Origin of the sequence: Polaribacter butkevichii, from assembly GCF_038024105.1 — a bacterium.
GTDB classification, from domain to species: domain Bacteria; phylum Bacteroidota; class Bacteroidia; order Flavobacteriales; family Flavobacteriaceae; genus Polaribacter; species Polaribacter butkevichii.
This window is the reverse complement of sequence record NZ_CP150661.1, coordinates 3344050-3365377: the sequence shown is the minus strand read 5'-3', so window position 1 is coordinate 3365377 and position 21328 is coordinate 3344050. Positions and strand designations below refer to the sequence as shown.

General features: G+C 29.8%; 23 protein-coding genes. 10 read left to right on the top strand and 13 right to left on the bottom strand.

Annotated features, from left to right (window positions below):
- Positions 1–54 precede the first annotated feature (54 nt).
- Positions 55–645, top strand: coding sequence for a carboxymuconolactone decarboxylase family protein (locus tag WG951_RS14135; RefSeq protein ID WP_105047598.1), 591 nt, complete (start codon positions 55–57; stop codon positions 643–645).
- A 191-nt stretch (positions 646–836) separates the two neighbouring features.
- On the top strand, positions 837–1814 hold the full coding sequence (locus WG951_RS14130) for a helix-turn-helix domain-containing protein (protein WP_105047597.1): 978 nt from the start codon (positions 837–839) through the stop codon (positions 1812–1814).
- Between the two features lie 3 nt (positions 1815–1817).
- Here the strand turns inward: WG951_RS14130 and WG951_RS14125 are convergent, their stop codons facing one another.
- Positions 1818–2390, bottom strand: coding sequence for a uracil-DNA glycosylase family protein (locus WG951_RS14125; protein ID WP_105047596.1), 573 nt, complete (start codon positions 2388–2390; stop codon positions 1818–1820).
- 125 nt (positions 2391–2515) lie between these two features.
- A complete protein-coding gene (locus tag WG951_RS14120; RefSeq protein WP_105047595.1) occupies positions 2516–2860 on the bottom strand; it encodes a HopJ type III effector protein in 345 nt (114 codons plus the stop codon).
- A 125-nt stretch (positions 2861–2985) separates the two neighbouring features.
- Between WG951_RS14120 and WG951_RS14115 the strand changes: the two genes are divergently transcribed.
- Both WG951_RS14115 and WG951_RS14110 read left to right on the top strand, forming a co-directional pair.
- Positions 2986–3399 (top strand): hypothetical protein, encoded by a 414-nt coding sequence (locus WG951_RS14115; protein WP_105047594.1) that lies wholly within the window; start codon positions 2986–2988, stop codon positions 3397–3399.
- On the top strand, positions 3400–3600 hold the full coding sequence (locus WG951_RS14110; RefSeq protein ID WP_105047593.1) for a helix-turn-helix transcriptional regulator: 201 nt from the start codon (positions 3400–3402) through the stop codon (positions 3598–3600).
- Positions 3601–3746: 146 nt separating this feature from the next.
- On the opposite strand, the gene rsmI is transcribed toward WG951_RS14110, so the two are convergent.
- The 7 genes from rsmI to WG951_RS14075 all read right to left on the bottom strand — a co-directional run bounded on the left by rsmI (position 3747) and on the right by WG951_RS14075 (position 11212).
- Positions 3747–4418 (bottom strand): 16S rRNA (cytidine(1402)-2'-O)-methyltransferase, encoded by a 672-nt coding sequence (gene rsmI / locus WG951_RS14105; protein ID WP_105047592.1) that lies wholly within the window; start codon positions 4416–4418, stop codon positions 3747–3749.
- 60 nt (positions 4419–4478) lie between these two features.
- Complete coding sequence (locus WG951_RS14100; protein WP_105047591.1) at positions 4479–4838, bottom strand: cupin domain-containing protein; 360 nt, start codon at positions 4836–4838, stop codon at positions 4479–4481.
- A gap of 108 nt (positions 4839–4946) precedes the next feature.
- Positions 4947–6128, bottom strand: a complete 1182-nt coding sequence (locus tag WG951_RS14095) for a hypothetical protein (protein WP_105047590.1) — start codon at positions 6126–6128, stop codon at positions 4947–4949.
- Between the two features lie 204 nt (positions 6129–6332).
- On the bottom strand, positions 6333–7229 hold the full coding sequence (locus WG951_RS14090; RefSeq protein WP_105047589.1) for a hypothetical protein: 897 nt from the start codon (positions 7227–7229) through the stop codon (positions 6333–6335).
- Positions 7230–7294: 65 nt separating this feature from the next.
- Positions 7295–8722: a PLAT/LH2 domain-containing protein gene (locus WG951_RS14085; RefSeq protein ID WP_170062848.1), complete on the bottom strand. Its 1428-nt coding sequence runs from the start codon at positions 8720–8722 to the stop codon at positions 7295–7297.
- A 483-nt stretch (positions 8723–9205) separates the two neighbouring features.
- Positions 9206–9538, bottom strand: a complete 333-nt coding sequence (locus WG951_RS14080) for a hypothetical protein (protein WP_146105235.1) — start codon at positions 9536–9538, stop codon at positions 9206–9208.
- Positions 9539–9655: 117 nt separating this feature from the next.
- Positions 9656–11212, bottom strand: coding sequence for a LuxR C-terminal-related transcriptional regulator (locus WG951_RS14075; RefSeq protein ID WP_146105234.1), 1557 nt, complete (start codon positions 11210–11212; stop codon positions 9656–9658).
- A gap of 546 nt (positions 11213–11758) precedes the next feature.
- On the opposite strand from WG951_RS14075, the gene aspS reads away from it, so the two are divergent.
- From aspS to WG951_RS14050, 5 genes are read left to right on the top strand one after another with little or no spacing between them, the layout of a single operon-like run.
- On the top strand, positions 11759–13513 hold the full coding sequence (gene aspS, locus WG951_RS14070) for an aspartate--tRNA ligase (RefSeq protein ID WP_105047585.1): 1755 nt from the start codon (positions 11759–11761) through the stop codon (positions 13511–13513).
- Positions 13514–13559: 46 nt separating this feature from the next.
- Positions 13560–14264: a DUF6503 family protein gene (locus WG951_RS14065; protein WP_105047584.1), complete on the top strand. Its 705-nt coding sequence runs from the start codon at positions 13560–13562 to the stop codon at positions 14262–14264.
- Between the two features lies 1 nt (position 14265).
- Entirely contained in the window at positions 14266–16050 is a 1785-nt protein-coding gene (locus WG951_RS14060) for a chloride channel protein (RefSeq protein WP_105047583.1), read from the top strand.
- A 42-nt stretch (positions 16051–16092) separates the two neighbouring features.
- A complete protein-coding gene (locus WG951_RS14055; protein WP_245893456.1) occupies positions 16093–16689 on the top strand; it encodes a hypothetical protein in 597 nt (198 codons plus the stop codon).
- A gap of 23 nt (positions 16690–16712) precedes the next feature.
- Positions 16713–17837 (top strand): glycerate kinase, encoded by a 1125-nt coding sequence (locus WG951_RS14050; protein ID WP_105047581.1) that lies wholly within the window; start codon positions 16713–16715, stop codon positions 17835–17837.
- A 2-nt stretch (positions 17838–17839) separates the two neighbouring features.
- On the opposite strand, the gene WG951_RS14045 is transcribed toward WG951_RS14050, so the two are convergent.
- Positions 17840–18373 carry a hypothetical protein gene (locus tag WG951_RS14045; protein ID WP_105047580.1) on the bottom strand — a complete coding sequence of 178 codons (534 nt, stop codon included), beginning with the start codon at positions 18371–18373 and terminating at the stop codon, positions 17840–17842.
- A 77-nt stretch (positions 18374–18450) separates the two neighbouring features.
- The gene (gene glpQ, locus WG951_RS14040; RefSeq protein ID WP_105047579.1) at positions 18451–19425 is read right to left on the bottom strand and encodes a glycerophosphodiester phosphodiesterase; all 975 of its coding nucleotides are present in this window, start codon (positions 19423–19425) and stop codon (positions 18451–18453) included.
- Between the two features lie 48 nt (positions 19426–19473).
- Between glpQ and WG951_RS14035 the strand changes: the two genes are divergently transcribed.
- Positions 19474–19713, top strand: a complete 240-nt coding sequence (locus WG951_RS14035) for a hypothetical protein (RefSeq protein ID WP_105047578.1) — start codon at positions 19474–19476, stop codon at positions 19711–19713.
- On the opposite strand, the gene WG951_RS14030 is transcribed toward WG951_RS14035, so the two are convergent.
- Both WG951_RS14030 and WG951_RS14025 read right to left on the bottom strand, forming a co-directional pair.
- Positions 19714–20253, bottom strand: coding sequence for a metal-dependent hydrolase (locus tag WG951_RS14030; protein ID WP_105047577.1), 540 nt, complete (start codon positions 20251–20253; stop codon positions 19714–19716).
- Positions 20253–21230 (bottom strand): endonuclease/exonuclease/phosphatase family protein, encoded by a 978-nt coding sequence (locus WG951_RS14025; RefSeq protein WP_105047576.1) that lies wholly within the window; start codon positions 21228–21230, stop codon positions 20253–20255. Before WG951_RS14025 ends, WG951_RS14030 begins: the two co-directional genes overlap by 1 nt.
- Between the last annotated feature and the right edge of the window lie 98 nt (positions 21231–21328).

Genomic DNA, 21328 nt, shown 5'->3' with positions numbered 1-21328 from the left:
GAAAACACTTATAAGTTAAGTCTAAAATTAAATAAATCTATACAAAATAAAAATATGCCATTAGTTACACCACTATCATCAGAACACGATTTAGAAACAAAAGAATTAGCCCTATTTTTTAATGAAACATTAGGCTTTTGCCCAAATTCTGTTTTAACAATGCAACGAAGACCTGCAATTTCTAAAGCTTTTATTAACTTAAACAAAGCTGTAATGGCCAATGAAGGTAAGGTTACCTCCGCTTTAAAAAGAATGATTGCTTGGGTTTCTAGTAATGCTACAGGTTGTAGATACTGTCAGGCACACGCTATTAGAGCTGCAGAAAGATATGGAGCAGAACAAGAGCAATTAGATAATATTTGGGAATATAAGACACACCCTGCTTTTTCTGATTCAGAACGAGCTGCATTAGATTTTTCATTAGCTGCTTCTATGGTACCAAATGCTGTAGACTCTAAAATTAAAGACGAGTTATATAAATATTGGGATGAAGGAGAAATTGTAGAAATGTTGGGGGTTATCTCTCTTTTCGGATACTTAAATCGTTGGAATGACTCTATGGGAACCACACTAGAAGAAGATGCTATAGAAAGTGGAAATCAATATTTAGGAAAACACGGTTTTGAAGTTGGTAAACACAAATAAAAAATGTAACTTGTCTTAATATAAAAAAAATACCTTCTCATCTTTTAAAATGAGAAGGCTAAATAAATTATTAAGGTCCCCCAACCTCTTCAAATTTAACAATCAAAAATAATAAAATAAGATTGTTATACTATTGTAAATTATGCAAAATTTCATTTATAATTTTGTATAATTTCAGAACTAAAAAATTTATGATAAAAGTAGAAGAGAAATTATTTAATTTCATAAAACTAAGACTCCCTAAAAATGTGTCACTTATTGATGACATTTCTGATGTTTTAGACTTAAATTATGATGCTGCCTATAGAAGAATTAAAGGAAAAACCCCTTTAAACTTAACAGAAACTTTAAAACTATCTAATCATTACAATATAAATTTAAACACTTTATTAGTTGAAACAAAAGATGATGTTCAAAAAATTATTGTAGAAAAAACACACAATATAATTTCAGATAATTTTTTACATATTTTTTTTAAAAAATCGATAAAAGAAATTGAAAATATTTTAGATTCTAAAGGAGCACAAATTATTAATTCTCTTAAAGACTATCCTCTTTACCATGCTGGTAACGGTTATTTTTCTAAATTTAGAATCTATGCTCTAATGAATATGTCTAGTAGTGATGTTGACATAAAAAAACTTCCATTTTCTTCTTTTAATCCATCTGCAGAAGTACTGAAAAATTATACTACTTTTTTAAGTAAATACGACAAAGTTTCTCTAATAGAAATTTGGAGTGATTCTACTATAGACAATATTTTAAATCAAATTCAGTACTTTTTTGAAATAGGACTTACAACCAAAGACGAATCATTGCGTATTGCAGATAGCTTAATTGAATCTTTAACTTTAATTGAAAAACAAGCAGGAAATCAAAAAAGAAATAATAGCGAAAACAGTTATCATTTATACCATAATAATCTCGTTTCATTACTAAACACAGTACTTATGAAAACAAATACTCACAAAAAGGTATTTGTACCCTACACTAATTTAAGTTATTTTAAAGTAAGTGATGAAAACACTACAAACCAAATTGAACAACATTTAAAAATACAATTAGAGTTTTCTAATAATCTTTCTGGTGATGCCGCAGTTGAAAGAAAAAAATTCTTCAATATTTTATACCAAAAGGTTGAAAACCGAAAAATAAAAATATTAGTCTAATTTTCATTCAATAATTGCAGCAACTCTTTTCTGTAATTCAGGAATAACATTCAGCTCAAACCAAGGATTTTTAGTCAACCAAAAACGATTTCTTGGTGATGGATGCGGAAGTGTAAAATATTTAGGTAAATACGCCGGATAATTATCTACTGTTTCTGTAAGCGTCCTTTTTGCGGTATCTTTTAAATAATAGTTCTGCGCATACATTCCTATTAAAATAATCAGTTTTAGTTTTGGCATTTTATCAAATAATTGCTGATGCCATTTTGGTGCACATTCTTTTCTAGGTGGCTTGTCTCCGCTTTTTCCTTTTCCAGGATAACAAAATCCCATAGGTACAATGGCAAAATTTTCTACATCGTAAAAAACCTCATCAGAAACATTTAGCCATTTTCTTAATTGCTTTCCACTTGCATCATCCCAAGGAATTCCAGAGACATGCACCTTAGTACCAGGCGCTTGCCCAACAATAATAATTTTAGATTTTTGATGAACACTAACTACAGGATTTGCGCCCAAATCTAAATAAGGTTCACAAATTGTACATTGTTTTATTTCTGATAAAAGGGTTTGCATTTTTTAAAACTGATCTTTTTTTGTTGTTCTGCTAAAAATTTCAGCATTTGTGTGAAAAAATTAACATGAGATTTCTCAATCGCGAAAAGCTCATTTCGAAATGACAAACAGATTCTAAAACAAGTTTATGATTTCAATTCTAAAGCTTTACCATCAAAAGACAAACCATCAAAACCAAACTTCATAAAGTTTCTAATATTTTGATGGGAATCTCCATTTTCATCTTCTAAAACATTTTTATAATGTTCTCCAAAACAAAATAACGTTTCTTCTTTTCTTAATTTTTGATGTTTTGCAAAAGCAAATAATTTACAAGAACCAGAATTTTCACCTGCGTTATTTGTAATATCTCCGTTTGTAAAAGTAGTTGGCGTAAAATTGTAGTTATCCTCTATTACTTGCATGGTATCTGCAAAGTTAATTGATGTTGGATTTGATTTTAATTTTGTTATGAGTTCTTGGATGATCATTTAAGTTATTTATTTAAACCAAAAATATAATTTATTATCAAGTATTTGGTCAAAAAAAATAAATAGTTATGTTTTATTATTAAAATGTAAAGTTTTTTTTACATTTGTATAAAAATAATAGCATTATGAAAGTTAAAATGTTACCAAATTGGTGTAAAAAATTAGGATTGGCAGTCTTTTTTATAGGATTTATTATTTCAGGTTTTAAAGGATTTATGGACGGCTTAACGGCATCAACGTCTAATACAAGTACATTTGATTTTTTTGAAAATTTATGTTCTAAATCAGTATTGCATTTATTTGAAGTATTAGCAATTATTGGAATGGTAATTTATATGTTTTCTAAAGAAAAGGTAGAAGATGATTATATAAATATATTGCGCCTAGAATCTTTTCAATTAACATCTTTAATTGGCTTATTAATTACAATAACATCTTATATCGCCTATGGAAATCTTAATTTAAATTTAGATTATTTCATCAATCTGTATTTAATGTTTTATTTAATCATTTTTGCTATTAAAAAAAGAAATTACTAAATGAAAAACTTAATAAAAGTAGAACGCGCAAGACATAGTTTAACACAAGGAGATTTAGCTGAAAAAGTAGGAGTTTCTAGGCAAACAATTTACGCTATCGAAAACAATAAGTTTAATCCATCAGTAACATTAGCTATAAAAATGGCTCGGTTTTTTAATGTTACTGTAGAATATCTATTTGATATTGAAGAGGAATTATAAATCTTAAACTTATGGTTCAAATTGTTATTTATTTAATTAACACAATCTCAAAATTCATTTTAGTACTTATTCTTAAGTTAATGTAATTCTCAACTCCCTCTTCCAGACACTTCTACATTTTAAAATTGATATATTATTACATTAACCTACTTCTTCCCTTCTACAATCACAACAATTTCACCTTTTGGGGGTTTTGCTGTGTAATGTGCTAAAACTTCGGTTGCAGTTCCTCTAATAGTTTCTTCAAACATTTTTGTTAATTCTCTAGATACAGAAACTTGTCTGTCTGCTCCAAAATATTCTACAAAATGCCCCAATGTTTTTATTAATTTATGTGGAGATTCGTAAATAATCATCGTTCTTGTTTCTTCCGCTAATAATAAAAACCGAGTTTGTCTTCCTTTTTTTACAGGTAAAAACCCTTCAAAAACAAACTTATCATTAGGTAAACCAGAATTTACCAACGCAGGTACAAAAGCTGTAGCCCCTGGTAAACAATCTACCTCTATATTATTTTCTACACAGGCTCTTGTGAGTAAAAATCCAGGATCTGAAATTGCAGGTGTACCAGCATCTGAAATTAAGGCACAAGTTTCTCCGTTTTGTATTCTTTGCACAATTCCTTTTACAGACTTATGCTCATTGTGCATATGGTGACTGTGCATTTGAGTAGCAATTTCAAAATGTTTTAAGAGTTTACCGCTTGTACGCGTGTCTTCTGCCAAAATAAAATCTACTTCTTTTAGAATTCGTACAGCTCTAAAAGTCATGTCTTCTAAATTACCTATGGGTGTTGGCACTAAATATAATTTACTCATTTTATTTCAGTTATCAGTTATCAATTATCAGCTTGCTGAAATATTGATACTTAATTATTGTTAAATAGCTGGATAGGTTTCTACAGTAATATCTGCAATAACATCACCTGTATGTTTTATGCTTAAAGGTTCGAACAATACAATATGAACTTCTTCTTTTGCTATTGGTTTATGTTCTACTCCTTTTGGTACAATGTAAAATTCACCTTCTTTTAAAGTGACTGTTTTGTTGCGCAACTCAATATCTAAAGAGCCTTTTAAAACCATAAAAAGTTCATCTTCATAATCATGTTTATGAAAAACAAACTCACCTTTTAGTTTTGCTAATAAAATTTGTTGACCATTTAATTCGCCTACTTTTTTAGGTGACCAATGATCTGAAAATAATGTTAATTTATCTTGAAGATTAATTACGCTCATAAATACAAACTTACAAAAGAATTGTGTAAAACTCTTTTGTAAGTTTAGTAAATGAATTGATAAAAAATAGGATTCTTTTTTAAAAAATACGGTAGCTTCTTTTTGCTCTTATTTTATTTCTTCTAATTCGGTTACCGAATACTTTTTATGATTAAAAATATCTAAATCTTCACGAATTATTTTAGCATACACACCTGGTTTATTAATTACCATCCAATATTTAAGTTTGCTTTCACCATCAAAGCCTTCCACAACTTTACATTCAAATTCTCCTGCTGGTACTTTAATCGTTTCTTTTTTTACAATTCTAAATGGCCCTGGTTCTTTTTGTGGAAAAAAGTTGTTATGCATATTTAATAAGCCTCCTTTAAAACTCTCTGAGTATTGTGTAGTATCTTTACTAGAAACACTAAAGTTAGTAAGGTTGATACTCTTCCTTTCTAAATCTACATCTACTTTAGATAATAAAATATTGTCTTGAAAACTTTTTGTATTTGGTATTAATTTACGTTCTCTATATTTTAAATAAGTTACATTTTCTAGTCCTTTTAATAAAGTATCAAAATCTGTCCAAGGAGAAATATCGCTTTGTCTATTAGGAAAACTGGCAACATTAAAAGTTAAATGCGCTACCTCTGTTGGTCCTTTTTCTTTATTAGCTACAAATTTTACGCCCTCTTTTTCGAAAACAAATTTATCTTCCAAAAGCTCTTTTATCATGCTTTTTCCGTTTAATAATTTTGATCTCCCTATAAATAAAACATGTTTTTCTTTAGCATTATAAACCCAAGTACCTTTAGAGGTTAAGGTTGATCTACCTCCTGAGGAAATTTCGATGAGTGTAAATGTATCTGGAAGCTCTACTTTTAACAATTGCACTTCATCTAACTCATTTTCTATTTTCCACTCTCCCATTAAGTTTGATGCTGCATTTTCTTTGGCTATTCTATCAAAATCTAGTTTTAAGTAGGTTGCTTTTACCCCTTCTTTTTCTAACACCAGTTCTTTATCTGTAAGTTTTAAAACTTTATTGACTCCGTTAAAATCTTTTTCCATATCAGATTTTAACAAAATTTCATTCTTTTTCTTACTATAAGACCAAGTAGCAAGTTCTTTTCCCTTCATCAACATTTTACTACGTTTAGCAAACTCTATCAACAAATATGGATTTTGCGTTTTATTTGGTGTTTCTACTTTTGTAATTACCCAACTTCCGATAATTTTAGACTTTTGAGCGTTTATAGAAAAGCCACAAACCAACATTATAATTACAATTATTTCCTTTTTCATAATTCAATTTTTTTTAATGATTAAACTTAGAACTTACTCCGTTTTACACACCAATTTAAATCTATTATATATTTAAAAACAAAACTTTAAAGCTCTTTAAAATCAACTATTTCTATTTCCTTTACAAGGTAGTAATTTTATCCTAAAACAAAAATAACCAGCAACTTAAAAATAAAAAAACTATTTAAGGAAAATATATATTTTTTACTTTTCTTGTTGCATTTTTATTACTTTTTGCATCATATTGTAAGTCTGACGGAGTTCTTGATTACTCATTTGTTGTATGTCTTCATTATCTTTATCTGCCAAAGCCATTTTTTTCCATTCTTTAAAAGACATTTTACTAAGTTTTATCATTTTTGCATCCATATTTTCCACCTCATCTTCATATTCTTCATTGTCCATAAACCCCTCTTCTTTTATAATCGGAAAATTTGGCAATTTAAAATGACTATCGTCAACACGGGTATTAATTTGAATATTAGTGGCTTCTTTAACCGTTTTAACTCCCATCATGGTCATCTCTAATCTTAACACAACACCTTTATACATCAACTGTTTAGCACCGTGTATATTCCAAGCTTCACAGTTATATCCTAAAAACTTCTCGTTACCCACTAATTTTCCCCCAATGCCTTCTAACATTTTCACTCCAACTTTGTTAACGTCTCCGTTTACAAATTTTTTATGAAGTTCCATGGCCATATCACGTTTTAAAAAAATTTGTTTTCTATTAAAATCTACAGAATAACTCTCGCCATTATTTAATTTAGACATGGTATGTGTTGCCACTATATCTGTATTTTTTTTATGAAAAACAGTTGTATTTGTTGTTCTGGTAGATTCCTCTTCTACAAGCTCTAAATTTCCCCAATCTTTAAAATATAAAGACGCTATTCCGCTTCCCAAAATTTCACTCCCCAAAACACTTCCGTTTATGGTTATTTTGTATTTAATAATTCCCGATTCAACTTCATATCGTTTTAATTTTAGAGCTTGTTGCTCTGTTTTAATTGATAAATTATCAGCAGATTTAGTACTGTTTCTATTGCAAGATATGGTTACAGTTAATATTGCGATTAAAATGCTTAAATTTTTCATAGTAACTATATTTTTGTTTATTAAACTCGCTTAAACATTTTATTTAAGCGAGTTTTAACTTAAAATTACTCTTCAGTTAGCAATATTTTTGACATATTGTTTTTGAATTTTTTATTAACCCTAGCGGCATACGTTTTTCCATTGGTACTGTTCTTAACCTCTACCCATTCACAAACCCACGCATCTTTTTTTTCTGTATGATAAAGCTCTATGTATTTTAATTCTCCCAAGTCCTCGTGTTTATCAATAAGATGTTCATCTGTATGTCCTCTTTCTCTATCATCTTTAACGGTGTCTAAATTTTCCCACATACCAACACGTCTTACTCCTAATCTATCTATACCTGTTAAACGAGCTAAAACTTTTGCATCTGTATCATCGTATTTAGAGTTCCCAGTTTTTATTTTAATAACATAATTAACTAGTTTTTTAGCTCCTAATGGGCTGTATCCATATTTTTTTTCCATTTGTTTTCCATATTCGTAGGCTTTTTGATGAAGAAAAGACCTTCTGTTATAAGAACTAGCTAATTCCCAAATTCCTGTTAAGCCTCGATTATTAGGAAAATCGATAAGCGTAATTTCTTCATCTGTAACCGAGTTTCTCCAATTTAAATATGATTGACGGTTTGAAATACTATCACCTCCAATTAAATTATCACCTCCAACAGTTTCTATTTCAATTTCAGAACTGGATTCGTATTTATTTTGTGTGGTAGAACTAGAAATACTTGCAGATGCACTAACAAATGAAAGATAGCTAGCTTTAACTGCTAAATTCATTTCATCTTTTGAAGCCCACTCATACGTATCAATAGCAGAAGTATAACTAAATCGTCCTCCTAAAATAACGCCATCGGTAAAATAGAGTCCGTATTTTTCAAAAAGTTTAATTGGATCCCAATTGTTTATAGCATTTGCAACATCTGTATAAAGGTATTGTCGTATTCGAGTAGGTGTATCTAAGGTTAGTTGCCATTTTTGTATTACTGATAACTTTCTAAACCACTCATGGTAGTAACTTTTAGAAACAGATTTAAAAGTATCTAAATTTACTGAACCTTGAAAACCACAATAAGAGCCAGACAATCCTGCTTTTTTTGTTATTTCTTTACACATACTATCTAAAGTTTTACCGCTAAAAGTTTCAGAAAGTGCTTTAGATTTCTTCATAAATTTTACAAAAGGCCAATGTGCATAAGTAATACTTCCTTGTGGTGTTGTACCCCATTGTTTTACTTTGTTAGGATCAATTAAACGTTCTAAAATTGCGCTTTCATCTGCGTATGAACCAAAAATATTGTAACCACACCCTAAAAAATGTAGCCCAGGTAGCAAATGAGTATTCTCTGGTTGCGGCTGAGAACTCTCTACCTCATTTAAGAAACTTATTTGTTTTTTAGTTAAACTCCCAAGGTTTTTCGTCAATTTTGGAGCAACTTTTGTTTTTAATGACGGTGATTTACTTTTTAATTTTAGTTGTTTTGGTCTCATTTTTGAGACTTTATACATCTTATTTACCGGTTTGTGTTTTATAGTAAGTGCCATAATAATAAAGGTTTTAAATTAATAATTATTTTAGTTTTTGCGTAATAACTTCATAACTCTAGAAGCTGTTTATATCTTTTCATCTGATACTACTTGTTTCATTATTTTTCATTTTTTGATGTATTCGTATAAGGATTTTGAATTCTCCTCACAATTTGAACTTTAGTTAAATGTTCATTTTTTAGAAGATTTGGAAGTATGATAATTTCCTTTTTTGTATAGTTTTTTTATGTTATTAAGTGCCTAAACAATAGTTTTACTAAAGCGGGTTTGCTATAATATTTAGTTCGGCAATAACTTCTACTTTAAAATATGCAACCTTAACACTGCTATAATCTCCTATGAATATTACGGTTAAGTTTTTATTATTTTTAGAAGATTTGCTATTTGATTTATTTTAGCTACATCTACAATTTTAAAAGTCCTTTTTTAATTCTCTTCACAAGACTCTGTTAATGTTTCTTTTAAGTCTGCTATCAACTCATTAACACTCTCTTTTTCTGAAGCAGGAATGCATTCTTTTAATTTTTCTAGAAAATTAATAACATTTTGCGCTTCCTTTTTTACATTGTTGCAGTTTACTGTTGATGGATTTTCATATTGCAACTTATAAGCATCACTATACTTTTTTAAAGTAGTTTGAAATTCGGCACTGTATTCTTCACAAATACCATCTACTCCATCATTATTGTCGCTTGAACAAGAAACATTAAACAACAAAACGGTTAACAATAATACGAGTACTCTTTTTACATTTTTCATTTTCATTTAGTTTTAAATTATACCCCAAATTTAGGGGTAGAAATGAAAAAAAAGACCATCAAAAAAGGTGATTTCTATCACCCAAAAGGGTGATTTATGAAAAAAAAAGTAAAAAAATTAGTTAGAAATTTTTTGAATAGCCTGTACTCTATTTTTTACATCTAATTTAGTGTAAATATGAGAGATATGTGTTTTTATGGTATTACTAGAAACATACATTTTTTCAGCAATTTGAGCATTACTTAGTCCGTTTGAAATATGTTTTAGCACCTCCACCTCTCTTTTAGATAATTCAAATTCTTTTAGTTCCTTTTTAGAGAAAGAAGTCTCTTGTTGATTGCTTGTTTTAAGCTTTTTAATTTGAAGTAAATAATTTTTAATCTCTGTATTTTTTTGCTCTAACTCTAATATTTTATTTCTTCTTAATAGAAATAAAACAAGAATACTAATTAGCCCAATAATTGCAGTTGCTATAAAAAGCCAAAAGTTAGAATTTGCTTTATCATCACTTTCGTTTTTTGCTTTTGCTAAAGACTGTATTTTAGTATCTTTCTTAGAAGACTCGTAACTTATTTGAGTACTTATAAAGCTTTTCTGCGATGCTTCATTTAAAATACTATCTCTAACAGCCAATACTTGCTTTTGTGCATTTAACGCTTTTTTAAATTGATTGGTTTTAGAATAATAATCCGTTAATGTTTCATACCCCAATAAAATATTTTCTTTAGAGTTTATTTGTTTTGCTTTAAATAATCCTTTATCAATATATATTTTTGCTTCTTTAAACTCATTTAAATAAAGGTTATTAACACCAATATTTAAACAACTCTTACTTAAATACCGGGTATTTTTAAACGTGGTTAATTGCGGTATGGATTTAAAATAATATTCGTTAGATTTTTTATAATCTCCTTTTCTTTGATACAATTTTCCGAACAAAGTGTATTTAATAGCAACACCTTCTTTTCTTGGGTATTTAATTGCTAAATCTAAAGCTTTGTCAATATAAAAATAAGCAGAATCGTAGCGTTGTTTTTCTATAAAAATCTCTCCTAAATTGGCATACCCATATTCTTGTCCTTTATTATTATTTCTTTCTTTTTCGAGTTGAATTCCTTTTCTTAAATAATAAAGCGCTTTATCATATTGATGCGTATCAATAAAAACATTTCCTATACCGTTTAAAGCAATTGATTCACTTCTTTTATCTTTAAATTTTTCAGAAAGTTTTAAAGCTTCAAAATAATAATTAAAGGCCTCTTTTTCTAAATTCACTTTTCTGTAAGTAACTCCCAAATTATTTAAACAGATTAATATTAATAACGTATCTGTAGTTTGAGTTAAGTAAGACAATCCTCTTTTGTGATTGGTTATAGAACTGCTATAATCTTGCTCGTAACGAGCATTAATTCCCTTTCTATCATAGCAAACACCTATCCCTTTAATGTAAAATATATTTTTAGAAATAGTTAAAGCATCTTCTAAAATAGTTTTGTTTATTTCTTTTTGACGTATAGATTGTTTGTATAAATCTATTAAATTATCTACTTTTTTAATAGAACTAGGTGTATTTTTTAGTACTTGATAAGCGCTATCAATTTTAATGTTCTTTTTTTGAGAAAACAGTGAGAAAAAAGGCAATAAAACACACAAAAAAACATAGAAGAGTCTCATACTGAGTTGTTTTTTCAAAGATAAAACTAAAAAGCTATATTCTTTTATTTCTTGCACTTTTTTACTTAGGTTTTATAGAAATTTCTTTTGCAAAAGTTGTACTTAGAATTTGAATCTAACAAACATGATAGCTATCCAGTCAAAAAAATACCTTTTTATTTTAGAATCTAGAGCTTGGTTAAGTCTATTAGAAACTTTTTTTAACACCTCAACGTCTGTTTTAGATTACTATTTTTTTTTCAGGGAAAAATTAAAGCCTTCTTTTTTGTAAACTTCTATTTATTTTTCTGAGAACAAATAATAGCTATACTCAAATATTTAAAGGTATTAAACGGATTTTGCGTTACCGATTGTAGCATTTGTTTGAGCTCTTTTTTGTTAAAAAAAAGCGAGTGCGAAAAGCGGGGCATTTCTCTTTAGAAATGAACGCCCAAAAACATCATATTAAATAGAAAATGATTAATTTTGCAGCTTCGATTCCGAAACAAGTTCGGGATAACAATTTTTAAGGATTTCCGCTTTGCGGAAGCAAATTTACAAAGAGAAATGTATAGAAGTCATTCTTGCGGCGAGTTAAGAGCATCGCACATAAACACAGAAGTAACCTTAGCAGGTTGGGTACAAAAATCTCGTGATAAAGGTTTTATGGTTTGGGTAGATTTACGTGATAGATACGGAATTACGCAACTAATTTTTGATGAAGAGCGTACGCCAAAAGAAATGATGGAAAAAGCAAAATCTTTAGGTAGAGAGTTTGTAATACAGGTTACAGGTACTGTAATTGACAGAGAAGCTAAAAACGCTAAAATGCCTACTGGAGATGTAGAAGTGTTGGTTTCTAAATTAGAAATCTTAAACGCATCTGTTACGCCTCCTTTTACTATTGAAGATAAAACCGATGGTGGAGAAGATATCCGTATGAAATACAGATATTTAGACATTAGAAGAAATCCGGTTAAAGACAGTTTAATTTTCCGTCATAAAGTGGCAATGGAAGTTAGAAAATATCTTTCTGACCAAGAATTTATAGAAGTAGAAACGCCTTATTTAATTAAATCTACACCAGAAGGCGCAAGAGATTTTGTGGTGCCTAGTAGAATGAATGAAGGTCAGTTTTATGCGTTACCTCAATCTCCACAAACCTTTAAACAACTGTTGATGGTTGGTGGAATGGATAAATATTTTCAGATTGTAAAATGTTTTAGAGATGAAGATTTACGTGCAGACAGACAGCCAGAATTTACACAAATAGACTGTGAAATGGCGTTTGTGGAGCAAGAAGATATTTTAAATGTTTTTGAAGGCTTAACGCGTCACTTACTAAAAGAAGTAAATAATGTTGAAGTGGAGAAATTCCCTAGAATGTTATATGACGATGCCATGCGTTTGTATGGAAATGACAAACCAGATATTAGATTTGGAATGGAGTTTGGCGAGTTAAACGCAGTGACACAACATAAAGATTTTGGAGTTTTTAATAGCGCAGAATTGGTGGTTGGTATTGCTGTTCCTGGAGGAAACGCTTATACAAGAAAAGAAATAGACAATATTATTAAGTGGGTAAAGCGTCCGCAAGTTGGAGCTTTAGGGATGATTTATGCGCGTGTAAACGAAGATGGAACCTTCAAATCTTCTGTAGATAAATTCTACGATCAAGAAGATTTAGCGAAGTGGGCAGAAATAACAGGAGCAAAACCTGGTGATTTAGTATGTGTTTTATCTGGAGAAACCAATAAAGTAAGAGCACAATTATCTGCTTTACGTATGGAATTAGCAGAGCGTTTAGGCTTGAGAGATCCTAAAGTTTTTGCACCTCTTTGGGTAATTGATTTCCCATTATTAGAGTTAGATGAAGAAACAGGGCATTATCATGCAATGCATCACCCATTTACTTCGCCTAAACCTGGGCAAATGGAATTGTTAGATACAGATCCTGGTGCTGTAAAAGCAAATGCGTACGATTTGGTTTTAAATGGTAACGAAATTGGTGGTGGTTCTATTCGTATTCACGATAAACAAATGCAAGCAACCATGTTAAAACATTTAGGTTTTTCTGAAGAAGATGCCAAAGCTCAATTTGGTTTCTTAATGGATGCTTTTGAATATGGTGCGCCTCCTCACGGTGGTTTGGCATTTGGGTTAGATAGATTGGTTGCTATTTTAGGCGGACAAGAAACTATTAGAGATTTTATTGCATTCCCTAAAAATAATTCTGGTAGAGATGTAATGATAGATGCACCTGCATTTATAGACGATGATCAATTAAAAGAATTAAGCTTACGCTTAGATATACAAGCATAAAAATTTTAAATCCCGCATTTGCGGGATTTTTTATTAAATTTAGAAAATGAAAAACGCAATGATACTTTTATTGCTTTTGGTTTCTTTTATTTCTTATTCACAGGAACTTACAGGAAATGATTTGTTAGAAAAAGCAATTCAATTTCATGATCCAAACGGAAATTGGGAGAAATTTAAAGGCGAGCTTTTTGTAATAATGGAAACTCCAAAACGATCTCCTAGAAAAAGTAAAATCTATATCAATTTGCCAGAAGAGTACTTTTCTGTAAAAGCAATTAGAGACACCATTACAACCGAATATACTGTAAATAAAGGTATTTCTAGTTTTAGTTTTAATGAAGATAAAAATCCGTCAGAAGAAATTAAAAAGAATTTTAATCTGAATACTGAACGTGCAAACATGTATAAAAATTATTATACTTATTTGTACGGTTTGCCTATGAAATTAAAAGATCAAGGAACCATCATTCATCAAAAAGTAGAAAAGAAAAAATTTAAAGGAAAAGAATATTTGGTTTTAAAAGTTACCTATGCTAAAAAAATAGGCAAAGATACTTGGTACTTTTATTTTAATCCAAAAACGTATGCCATGGAAGTATACCAATTTTTTAAAGAGAAAAAAGATAGCGGAGAGTATATTTTGCTTTCTGGTTTAGAAACCATTAATGCTATTAAAATGCCCAAAAATAGAGCTTGGTACTATAATAAAAACAATACATATTTAGGAACCGATATTTTGATTACAAAGTAAAATGCCAACAACAAAAGATATTTATAGAAAAATCCTAAAGTGGAAATATAGAAATATTTCTAACAAACAATTTACCAACATAGCAAGCGCTGTTATTGGATTATTAGCCGGTTTAGGAGCCGTTACACTAAAAAATGCAACCCACTTAATTCAACATTTATTAGAGGGGGAATTTATAGCAGAAATTCATAGTGCTTTTTATTTTATTTTTCCAATCATTGGGCTACTCATAGTTCTCTTTTTAGTAAAGTTTATTATAAAGAAAAGGGTTGGACACGGAATTCCATCTACCTTATATGCCATCTCAAAACAAAAAGGGATTATGCCCAAACATCAAATGTGGGCTTCTATTCTTACCGCACCAATTACGGTTGGTTTTGGTGGTTCTGTTGGTTTAGAGGGACCAACAGTGGCAACAGGTGCCGCATTAGGTTCTAACTTTGCTCAACTTTTTAGATTAAACCAAACAACCAAAACCTTATTAATAGGTGCGGCTGCAGCCGGAGCAATGTCTTCTATTTTTAAAGCGCCAATTGCCGCAATTGTTTTTGCTGTAGAAATTTTTAGCCTAGAGCTAACCTTGGCCTCTATGATTCCGTTATTATTGGCATCTATTACGGCTGTATTAACTTCTTATTTCTTTTTAGGAGATGATGTACTACTACACTTTAACATACAAGACAAGTTTGAGCTTAATGATGTATTATTTTATATTTCATTAGGTGTTTTTACGGCTTTAATATCAGTTTATTTTAGTAAAGTCTATTTTGCCATTGCAAACATTTTTAAAAAATTAGACAATCCTTATAAAAAACTATTAGTAGGAGGTGTTACTTTAGGTGTACTGGTTTTTTTAATTCCGCCATTATTTGGAGAAGGGTACGAAACCATCAATAATGTATTAAAAGGAAATATCTTAGCAATAGTAGAAAATAATATTTTTAATTCTATTTCTGATAATATCTACCTAGTTATTTTATTTTTATTAGGGTTAATTCTCTTTAAAATAGTAGCAACCTCTTTAACTTTTGGTGCTGGAGGAATTGGTGGTATTTTTGCACCAACACTATTTACAGGTAGTTTAACTGGTTATGTTTTTGCCCTTTTTGTAAACTATACAAACTTTTTTGGACACAAATTATCGTTAATCAATTTTGCCATGGTTGGTATGGCAGGTCTTATGGCAGGTGTTTTATTGGCACCTTTAACCGCTATCTTTTTAATTGCAGAAATTACTGGTGGTTACGAGTTGTTTATTCCGCTAATGATTGTTAGTTCTATCTCATTTATCATCACTAAACGCTACATACCTCATAATATTTATGCGGCACAATTAGCTAAAAAAGGCGAATTGGTAACCCATAATAAAGATAAAAATGTATTAATGTTTTTAGATATTGATACGCTTATTGAAAAAGATTTTATAGCTACAAAACCTAAAAAAACATTAGGAGAATTACTAAAAGAAAACGTTGCTAAATCTAGCAGAAATATTTACCCTGTTTTAGATGATAAACAACATTTTATGGGAATTGTTTTATTAGATGATGTAAGACCTGTAATGTTTGATCAAACGATGTATGATAAAATGAGAGTTTCTGATATTATGACTAGTGCACCAGAAGTAATATTAAGTGCCGATAGCACTGCTAAAGTTATGCAAAAATTTAAAGAAAGTGGTGCTTGGAACTTGCCTGTTGTTAAAGGCGGAAAATATGTTGGTTTTATATCTAAATCTAAACTATTAACAGCTTATAGAAATAAATTGATAGAAGTTACTGCATAAATTTACTAAAAAAGAATGAGAACAAATAGTTTCACAAAAAATATGTCAAAAAAATCTAACAAAGAGTTAGAGACTATTTTTAATGAAAAAGAAAAATATACCGTAGAAGCTATACAAGCAGTAATATGGGAATTAGAAAACAGAAACTTAATTGAAAAAACAGCGATTTCTGTTGATGAAACTTTAAAAAAAAGTGATGCAGTTAACGCTGTCATTTCTACAGAAAAAAAAGAAAATAACGAAAGCCCTTTTGAAGAATTAGAGCTACCTTTTTTGTATTCTAAAAAAGCCATACAAGGTTTTACCATCTTCTTTTCCACCATTTTCGGGGCATTTCTATTAATGCAGAATTTAAAAGAAATGAACAAACCAAAAGCAAGAATTCAAACTCTTACTTTTGGAATTGTCTACACCATTTTATCTGCTATTATTTTAAACTATCTACCTAAAACCTTTTTTATTACGCTATTGTTCAACCTTATTGGCTATGTAATTTTAACAGAGTATTTTTGGAATAAGCATATAGGAAAAGACTTAGCCTTCCAAAAAAAACAAATATGGCAACCATTAGCTACCTCTATATTTATTGTACTTGCTCTTATTCTATTACTGCTATTACCCCAATTGTTGAATATATAATTTTTTAATCAGGAGAAAAATAAATGAAAATAGTAATCGCTCCCGACAAGTTTAAAAATTCTTTAACAGGCTTAGAATTTTGTGATATTGTTGAAAAAGGAATTTTAGAAGAGTCCCCTAACACCAAAATTCTTAAATTACCATTAGCAGATGGTGGTGATGGTACTATTGATGTTGTAAAATATTACTTAAAAGGAAGTACAATACACCTAAAAGTAAACAACCCTTTTTTTAAAACTATAGATGCATCCTATATCTATTCAGAAAAAACACATACTGCTTTTATAGAAATGGCAGAGGCTTCTGGTGTTAAGTTACTCCAACCAGCACAATTCGACTGTAAAAATGCAACCACCTTAGGAACAGGAGAAATGATTATTGATGCCTTAAAAAAAGGCGCAAAAACTATTATTATAGGTATTGGAGGAAGCGCCACCAACGATTGTGGAATTGGCATGGCAACCGCTTTGGGATATCATTTTTTAGATAAAAACCATAAAATAGTGCAACCCATTGGCGCTAATTTATCTGCTATAAAAGCGATAGATACTAGCAAGGTTCATCCCTTATTAAGCAACGTACGTTTTAAAATTGCTTGTGATGTTACCAATCCTTTATATGGAAAAAATGGTGCTGCTTATGTTTATGGAGCTCAAAAAGGAGCTACTGAAGAAGATATTATAATGTTAGACAAAGGACTTCAAGATTTCTCTAAGGTTTTAAACAATGTTTTTACTATTGATGTCCAATCCGTAAAAGGTGCTGGGGCCGCAGGCGGAATGGGAATTGCGTCTAAAGTATTCTTAAACGGAACTTTAGAACCTGGTATTCAAATGATAAAAGACATCTCTAATTTTGATGCTCAAATTGAAGGTGCAGATTGGATTATTACCGGCGAAGGTAAATTAGATACACAAACCATGTCTGGAAAAACAATTAAAGGTGTATTGGCATCCGCAATAGCTAAAAAAATAAAAGTGGCTGCTTTTTGTGGTGCTACAGATTTAAATGATAAACATCTAGAAGAGTTTGGAATTTTATATACAGATACCGTTATCAATTATGCAAAAGATTTAGACGACTCCATGCAAAACAGTAAAAAGTACTTACACCTATTAGCTAAAAATTTTGCCTTAAAACACCTTTAAAATTAACTCCAAGGTTCCTCATTCGGTTCTAATTGTTTCTGGCTTGTAATTATCGTTTTCGCCTTTTGATCTACTTCACCTATTTTTAAACAGGAAAATAATAAAAAAGAAATTTTTAAATCTTTCTCTTCTAAAAGTTGAAGTTTAATAAAATCATTAAAACCCGTATCTAAAAAAGATTCATCTATCTCTGCTATTTTAGTACCATTTTTATAAATTGATTTTTTCTTATGATGATGTATTTTTAGTTGATACGTAAGATCATTAAAATTAATAGAATATATTGTTTTTTTAGCATTCTCAGAAATTAATTCTGTAACAACTCCATGATCATCTTTTATAGTAAATACCATTTTCCATTTCCAAAATTTAAATTTTTTAGAAATGTAAAAAATGATTTTATCTTGATAATTAAAAAGCTCAGAACCAAATTTACCAAACTCCATAAACCATTTAGAACTGTATAATTTTTTATCTGCTTTAAAAAGATCTAAAGTATTATTATCGTGTTTTATAGAATAAACTTCTGTGCTCATAAATTATGATTTAAAAAATAAAAATACTGCAACTAAATAGAATTTCAATTTATTTTTACCACTTTTTAATGTAATTTTTACTTTTTTAAGAATGCCGAAACTTTGTCTGGAAAATCTGTAAAAGCGCCATCAATATTTGCATCAATTAAAAGGGTTTTCATCATTTCATCAAAACTAGTAAATTCATCTAAAGCATCTGCTCTAAAAGTGTAAGGATGTACCTTTAAACCAAGTTTATGTGCCTCAGATACAAAACTAGTAAACTGCCATTTACCAGCTACTTTTTTATCTAAAATCTGCTTGTACCAAGGTCCTACTCCATCTGCATAAGTTGCAAAATATTCTAATTGCTTTGCTTCTTCTGGGAATTCTATCAGCTGAACTAAAAACAAGTCTGCTTTTAATTCTTTCCGAATTCGTTCTAATTCTTTGGCATCAAAACACTGTAAAATACAATTGTCTGCTTTTGTTGTGTAACCATAATCAGAAAGTGTTTTTAATACAATTGCCGTTAAATCTTTTCCTTCTTTTTGATGAAAAGCAGGATCTTTAATTTCTGGATAAATTCCAATATTTTTTCCTGTCGATTTATTTAACCCTTGTATCAGTGCTATTTCTTCTTTAAAAGAATGCAGTTTAAAATTTCCTTTTCCTTTCGGAAAACGATTTGCATACACTTGCTTACCCGTTTCTGGATTAAAACGTTCCGACACTTTTAAGGTTTGTAACTCATTAAAAGTAAAATCAATTACATAAAAACGATTGTCTTCTCTTTTTTTATCAGGAAACTTTGTAGCAACATCCGTTACATCATCCAAATAAATATCATGAATAACAATAGGAACATCATCTTTACTTAACACCAAATCTTGCTCTATAAAATCTGGATTCATTGCATACGCCATTGCCTTTGCTTCTATGGTATGTTCCGGTAAATAACCTGAAGCACCTCTATGTGCAATCACAATTTTTGTATTCATAGGAGTTTCTGTTTTAGGTGGATTGCAAGAAATGAGTAGCAATCCAATCAAAAATAACAAAATTGATTTCATTTGGTTATAAATTAGAAATTAAAGATATAACTTTTGTAATTTTGCTGCATGAAGTTAACGTTAAAAATAATGTTTGTTGTCTTTTTAATTTGGATGGCAATTGGTATCTATTTGGTAAATACAGAACATGAAAAAGCACAAATTGTTATGGGCTTAGGTGTTTTTTACTTTTCTTTTCTGTTTATGCCTTTCTTTATTTATTACAGATACAGAGATGGTAAGTACAAAAAATACATCTTAAATGATGAAAAACTAAAAAATGCTTTTAAAGATTTTGGTAAAGAGTAATTATTCTTTTTTTCTAAATAATTTTATTCCAATAACATAAACTAAACTGGGTATTCCAATCCATTTTAATTCGCTTATCAGCACATTTACACCTCTTTGAGAGAAAAATTTCGAAATTCCGATAGGCGATACTTTAATCACTTTCCAAGGAAAAAAGTAACGTGTATTATCAAAAGGACTAAATAATGCAACGCCTTTTCCTCCTGTAGTTAATGCATCTAAAAGACTATGAGAAACGGTACATAAAAAGAAACAAAGAATCAATAAAATAACTTTTTTGTAATCCGCCTTAAAAAGCGGATAATAAAAAATTAGTGAAAAGAAAATTCCTAGTAGAAGTGCAAAAACGATGGAGTGAGAAAAACCTCGATGCCCCCAAAAAGAACTGTAAGAAATACCAAAATTAAAACCAATAACATCCAAATCTGGTACAACTGCACACCCTATACAAATTAACCAAAATTTTATTGATTTAAAAGGTTTTGAAAACGAAGAACCTATTGCTATGGCGGCAACTGCATGACCAAATATAGAAGCCATTACTTAGCTTTTTTAAAAAAAGTATATACAGGAAAATGGTCTGAAAAACCTCCTTGATACCATGGACCAATATAGGTTCTAAACGGACTTCCTTTTAGTTTTCCTTTAAATATTTTTAGCCATTTTTTGTTAAAAACAGCAGCATGTTTAAAAACCAATTTACCTTCTTTTTTTTCCAAGAAATTTTTAGAAATAATAATTTGATCAAATAAATTCCATTTACGCTCATAAGTTAAAGAACCAACTGCTTCTCTGTCTAAAATACTTGCCATTGGGTTGTAAAAATCTTCTGTAACTAAATATTCTTTTACACTTTTACTGGTTGGATCGTCATTGAAATCGCCCATAATTAAAATCTTCGCATCAAAATTTCTAGCCTGAATAACCTCTACAATAGTACTTGCTAATTTTGCTGCTTCCACACGTTTGTATTCAGATTCTTCTACTCCTTCTCTTCTAGAAGGCCAATGATTAACCAAAATATGAACCAATTCTCCGTTTAAGTTTCCGTACACAACTAAAACATCTCGTGTATAATCCCTTTTCCCCTCATCATCCTCTAAATATAACGGAAAATGCTCTGACCCTAATAATTCAAACAATTGCTTATTGTACAAAAGGGCAACATCAATACCTCTATCATCCGGAGAATCATAGTGTACAAAGCCGTAATGATGTTTTCTTAAATCTTTAGAATTCACCAAATCCCTTACAACCTTGGCATTTTCTACCTCTACCAACCCAACAATTGCTGGTGTATAATAAGATTGCTCTTTACCCAATTGAGAAATTACAGAGCCTAGTTTTTTAATTTTATCTCGATAGCGTTTGTGGTTCCAATTATTTTTTCCGTTTGCTGTAAAATCATCATCAAACGTTTTGGGGTCATTTACAGTGTCAAATAAATTTTCTACGTTATAAAAACCTACCGTAAAAATATCTTTACTTTTTTTTGATGATAAAAAAAATGAACCCATTTATATATTTTTTTGTGAACCGTAAAAATAAGTAAATAAACCATTCCTATTCGTAACTTAAATTATATGTTTTGTTAACATAAACCTGTATTATCTTA

Bases quoted from the DNA above. Each gene is read 5' to 3' on its own strand.
- WG951_RS14060 (WP_105047583.1), top strand. From the start codon at position 14,266: ATGCCAACAACAAAAGATATTTATAGAAAAATCCTAAAGTGGAAATAT.
- rsmI (WP_105047592.1), bottom strand. From the start codon at position 4,418: ATGAGTAAATTATATTTAGTGCCAACACCCATAGGTAATTTAGAAGAC.
- WG951_RS14030 (WP_105047577.1), bottom strand. From the start codon at position 20,253: ATGGCTTCTATATTTGGTCATGCAGTTGCCGCCATAGCAATAGGTTCT.
- WG951_RS14085 (WP_170062848.1), bottom strand. From the start codon at position 8,722: ATGAGACCAAAACAACTAAAATTAAAAAGTAAATCACCGTCATTAAAA.
- WG951_RS14115 (WP_105047594.1), top strand. From the start codon at position 2,986: ATGAAAGTTAAAATGTTACCAAATTGGTGTAAAAAATTAGGATTGGCA.
- WG951_RS14055 (WP_245893456.1), top strand. From the start codon at position 16,093: ATGTCAAAAAAATCTAACAAAGAGTTAGAGACTATTTTTAATGAAAAA.
- WG951_RS14125 (WP_105047596.1), bottom strand. From the start codon at position 2,390: ATGCAAACCCTTTTATCAGAAATAAAACAATGTACAATTTGTGAACCT.
- WG951_RS14130 (WP_105047597.1), top strand. From the start codon at position 837: ATGATAAAAGTAGAAGAGAAATTATTTAATTTCATAAAACTAAGACTC.
- WG951_RS14025 (WP_105047576.1), bottom strand. From the start codon at position 21,230: ATGGGTTCATTTTTTTTATCATCAAAAAAAAGTAAAGATATTTTTACG.
- WG951_RS14100 (WP_105047591.1), bottom strand. From the start codon at position 4,838: ATGAGCGTAATTAATCTTCAAGATAAATTAACATTATTTTCAGATCAT.
- WG951_RS14075 (WP_146105234.1), bottom strand. From the start codon at position 11,212: ATGAGACTCTTCTATGTTTTTTTGTGTGTTTTATTGCCTTTTTTCTCA.
- WG951_RS14120 (WP_105047595.1), bottom strand. From the start codon at position 2,860: ATGATCATCCAAGAACTCATAACAAAATTAAAATCAAATCCAACATCA.
- aspS (WP_105047585.1), top strand. From the start codon at position 11,759: ATGTATAGAAGTCATTCTTGCGGCGAGTTAAGAGCATCGCACATAAAC.
- WG951_RS14080 (WP_146105235.1), bottom strand. From the start codon at position 9,538: ATGAAAAATGTAAAAAGAGTACTCGTATTATTGTTAACCGTTTTGTTG.
- WG951_RS14035 (WP_105047578.1), top strand. From the start codon at position 19,474: ATGAAGTTAACGTTAAAAATAATGTTTGTTGTCTTTTTAATTTGGATG.
- glpQ (WP_105047579.1), bottom strand. From the start codon at position 19,425: ATGAAATCAATTTTGTTATTTTTGATTGGATTGCTACTCATTTCTTGC.
- WG951_RS14095 (WP_105047590.1), bottom strand. From the start codon at position 6,128: ATGAAAAAGGAAATAATTGTAATTATAATGTTGGTTTGTGGCTTTTCT.
- WG951_RS14090 (WP_105047589.1), bottom strand. From the start codon at position 7,229: ATGAAAAATTTAAGCATTTTAATCGCAATATTAACTGTAACCATATCT.
- WG951_RS14135 (WP_105047598.1), top strand. From the start codon at position 55: ATGCCATTAGTTACACCACTATCATCAGAACACGATTTAGAAACAAAA.
- WG951_RS14065 (WP_105047584.1), top strand. From the start codon at position 13,560: ATGAAAAACGCAATGATACTTTTATTGCTTTTGGTTTCTTTTATTTCT.
- WG951_RS14045 (WP_105047580.1), bottom strand. From the start codon at position 18,373: ATGAGCACAGAAGTTTATTCTATAAAACACGATAATAATACTTTAGAT.
- WG951_RS14050 (WP_105047581.1), top strand. From the start codon at position 16,713: ATGAAAATAGTAATCGCTCCCGACAAGTTTAAAAATTCTTTAACAGGC.
- WG951_RS14110 (WP_105047593.1), top strand. From the start codon at position 3,400: ATGAAAAACTTAATAAAAGTAGAACGCGCAAGACATAGTTTAACACAA.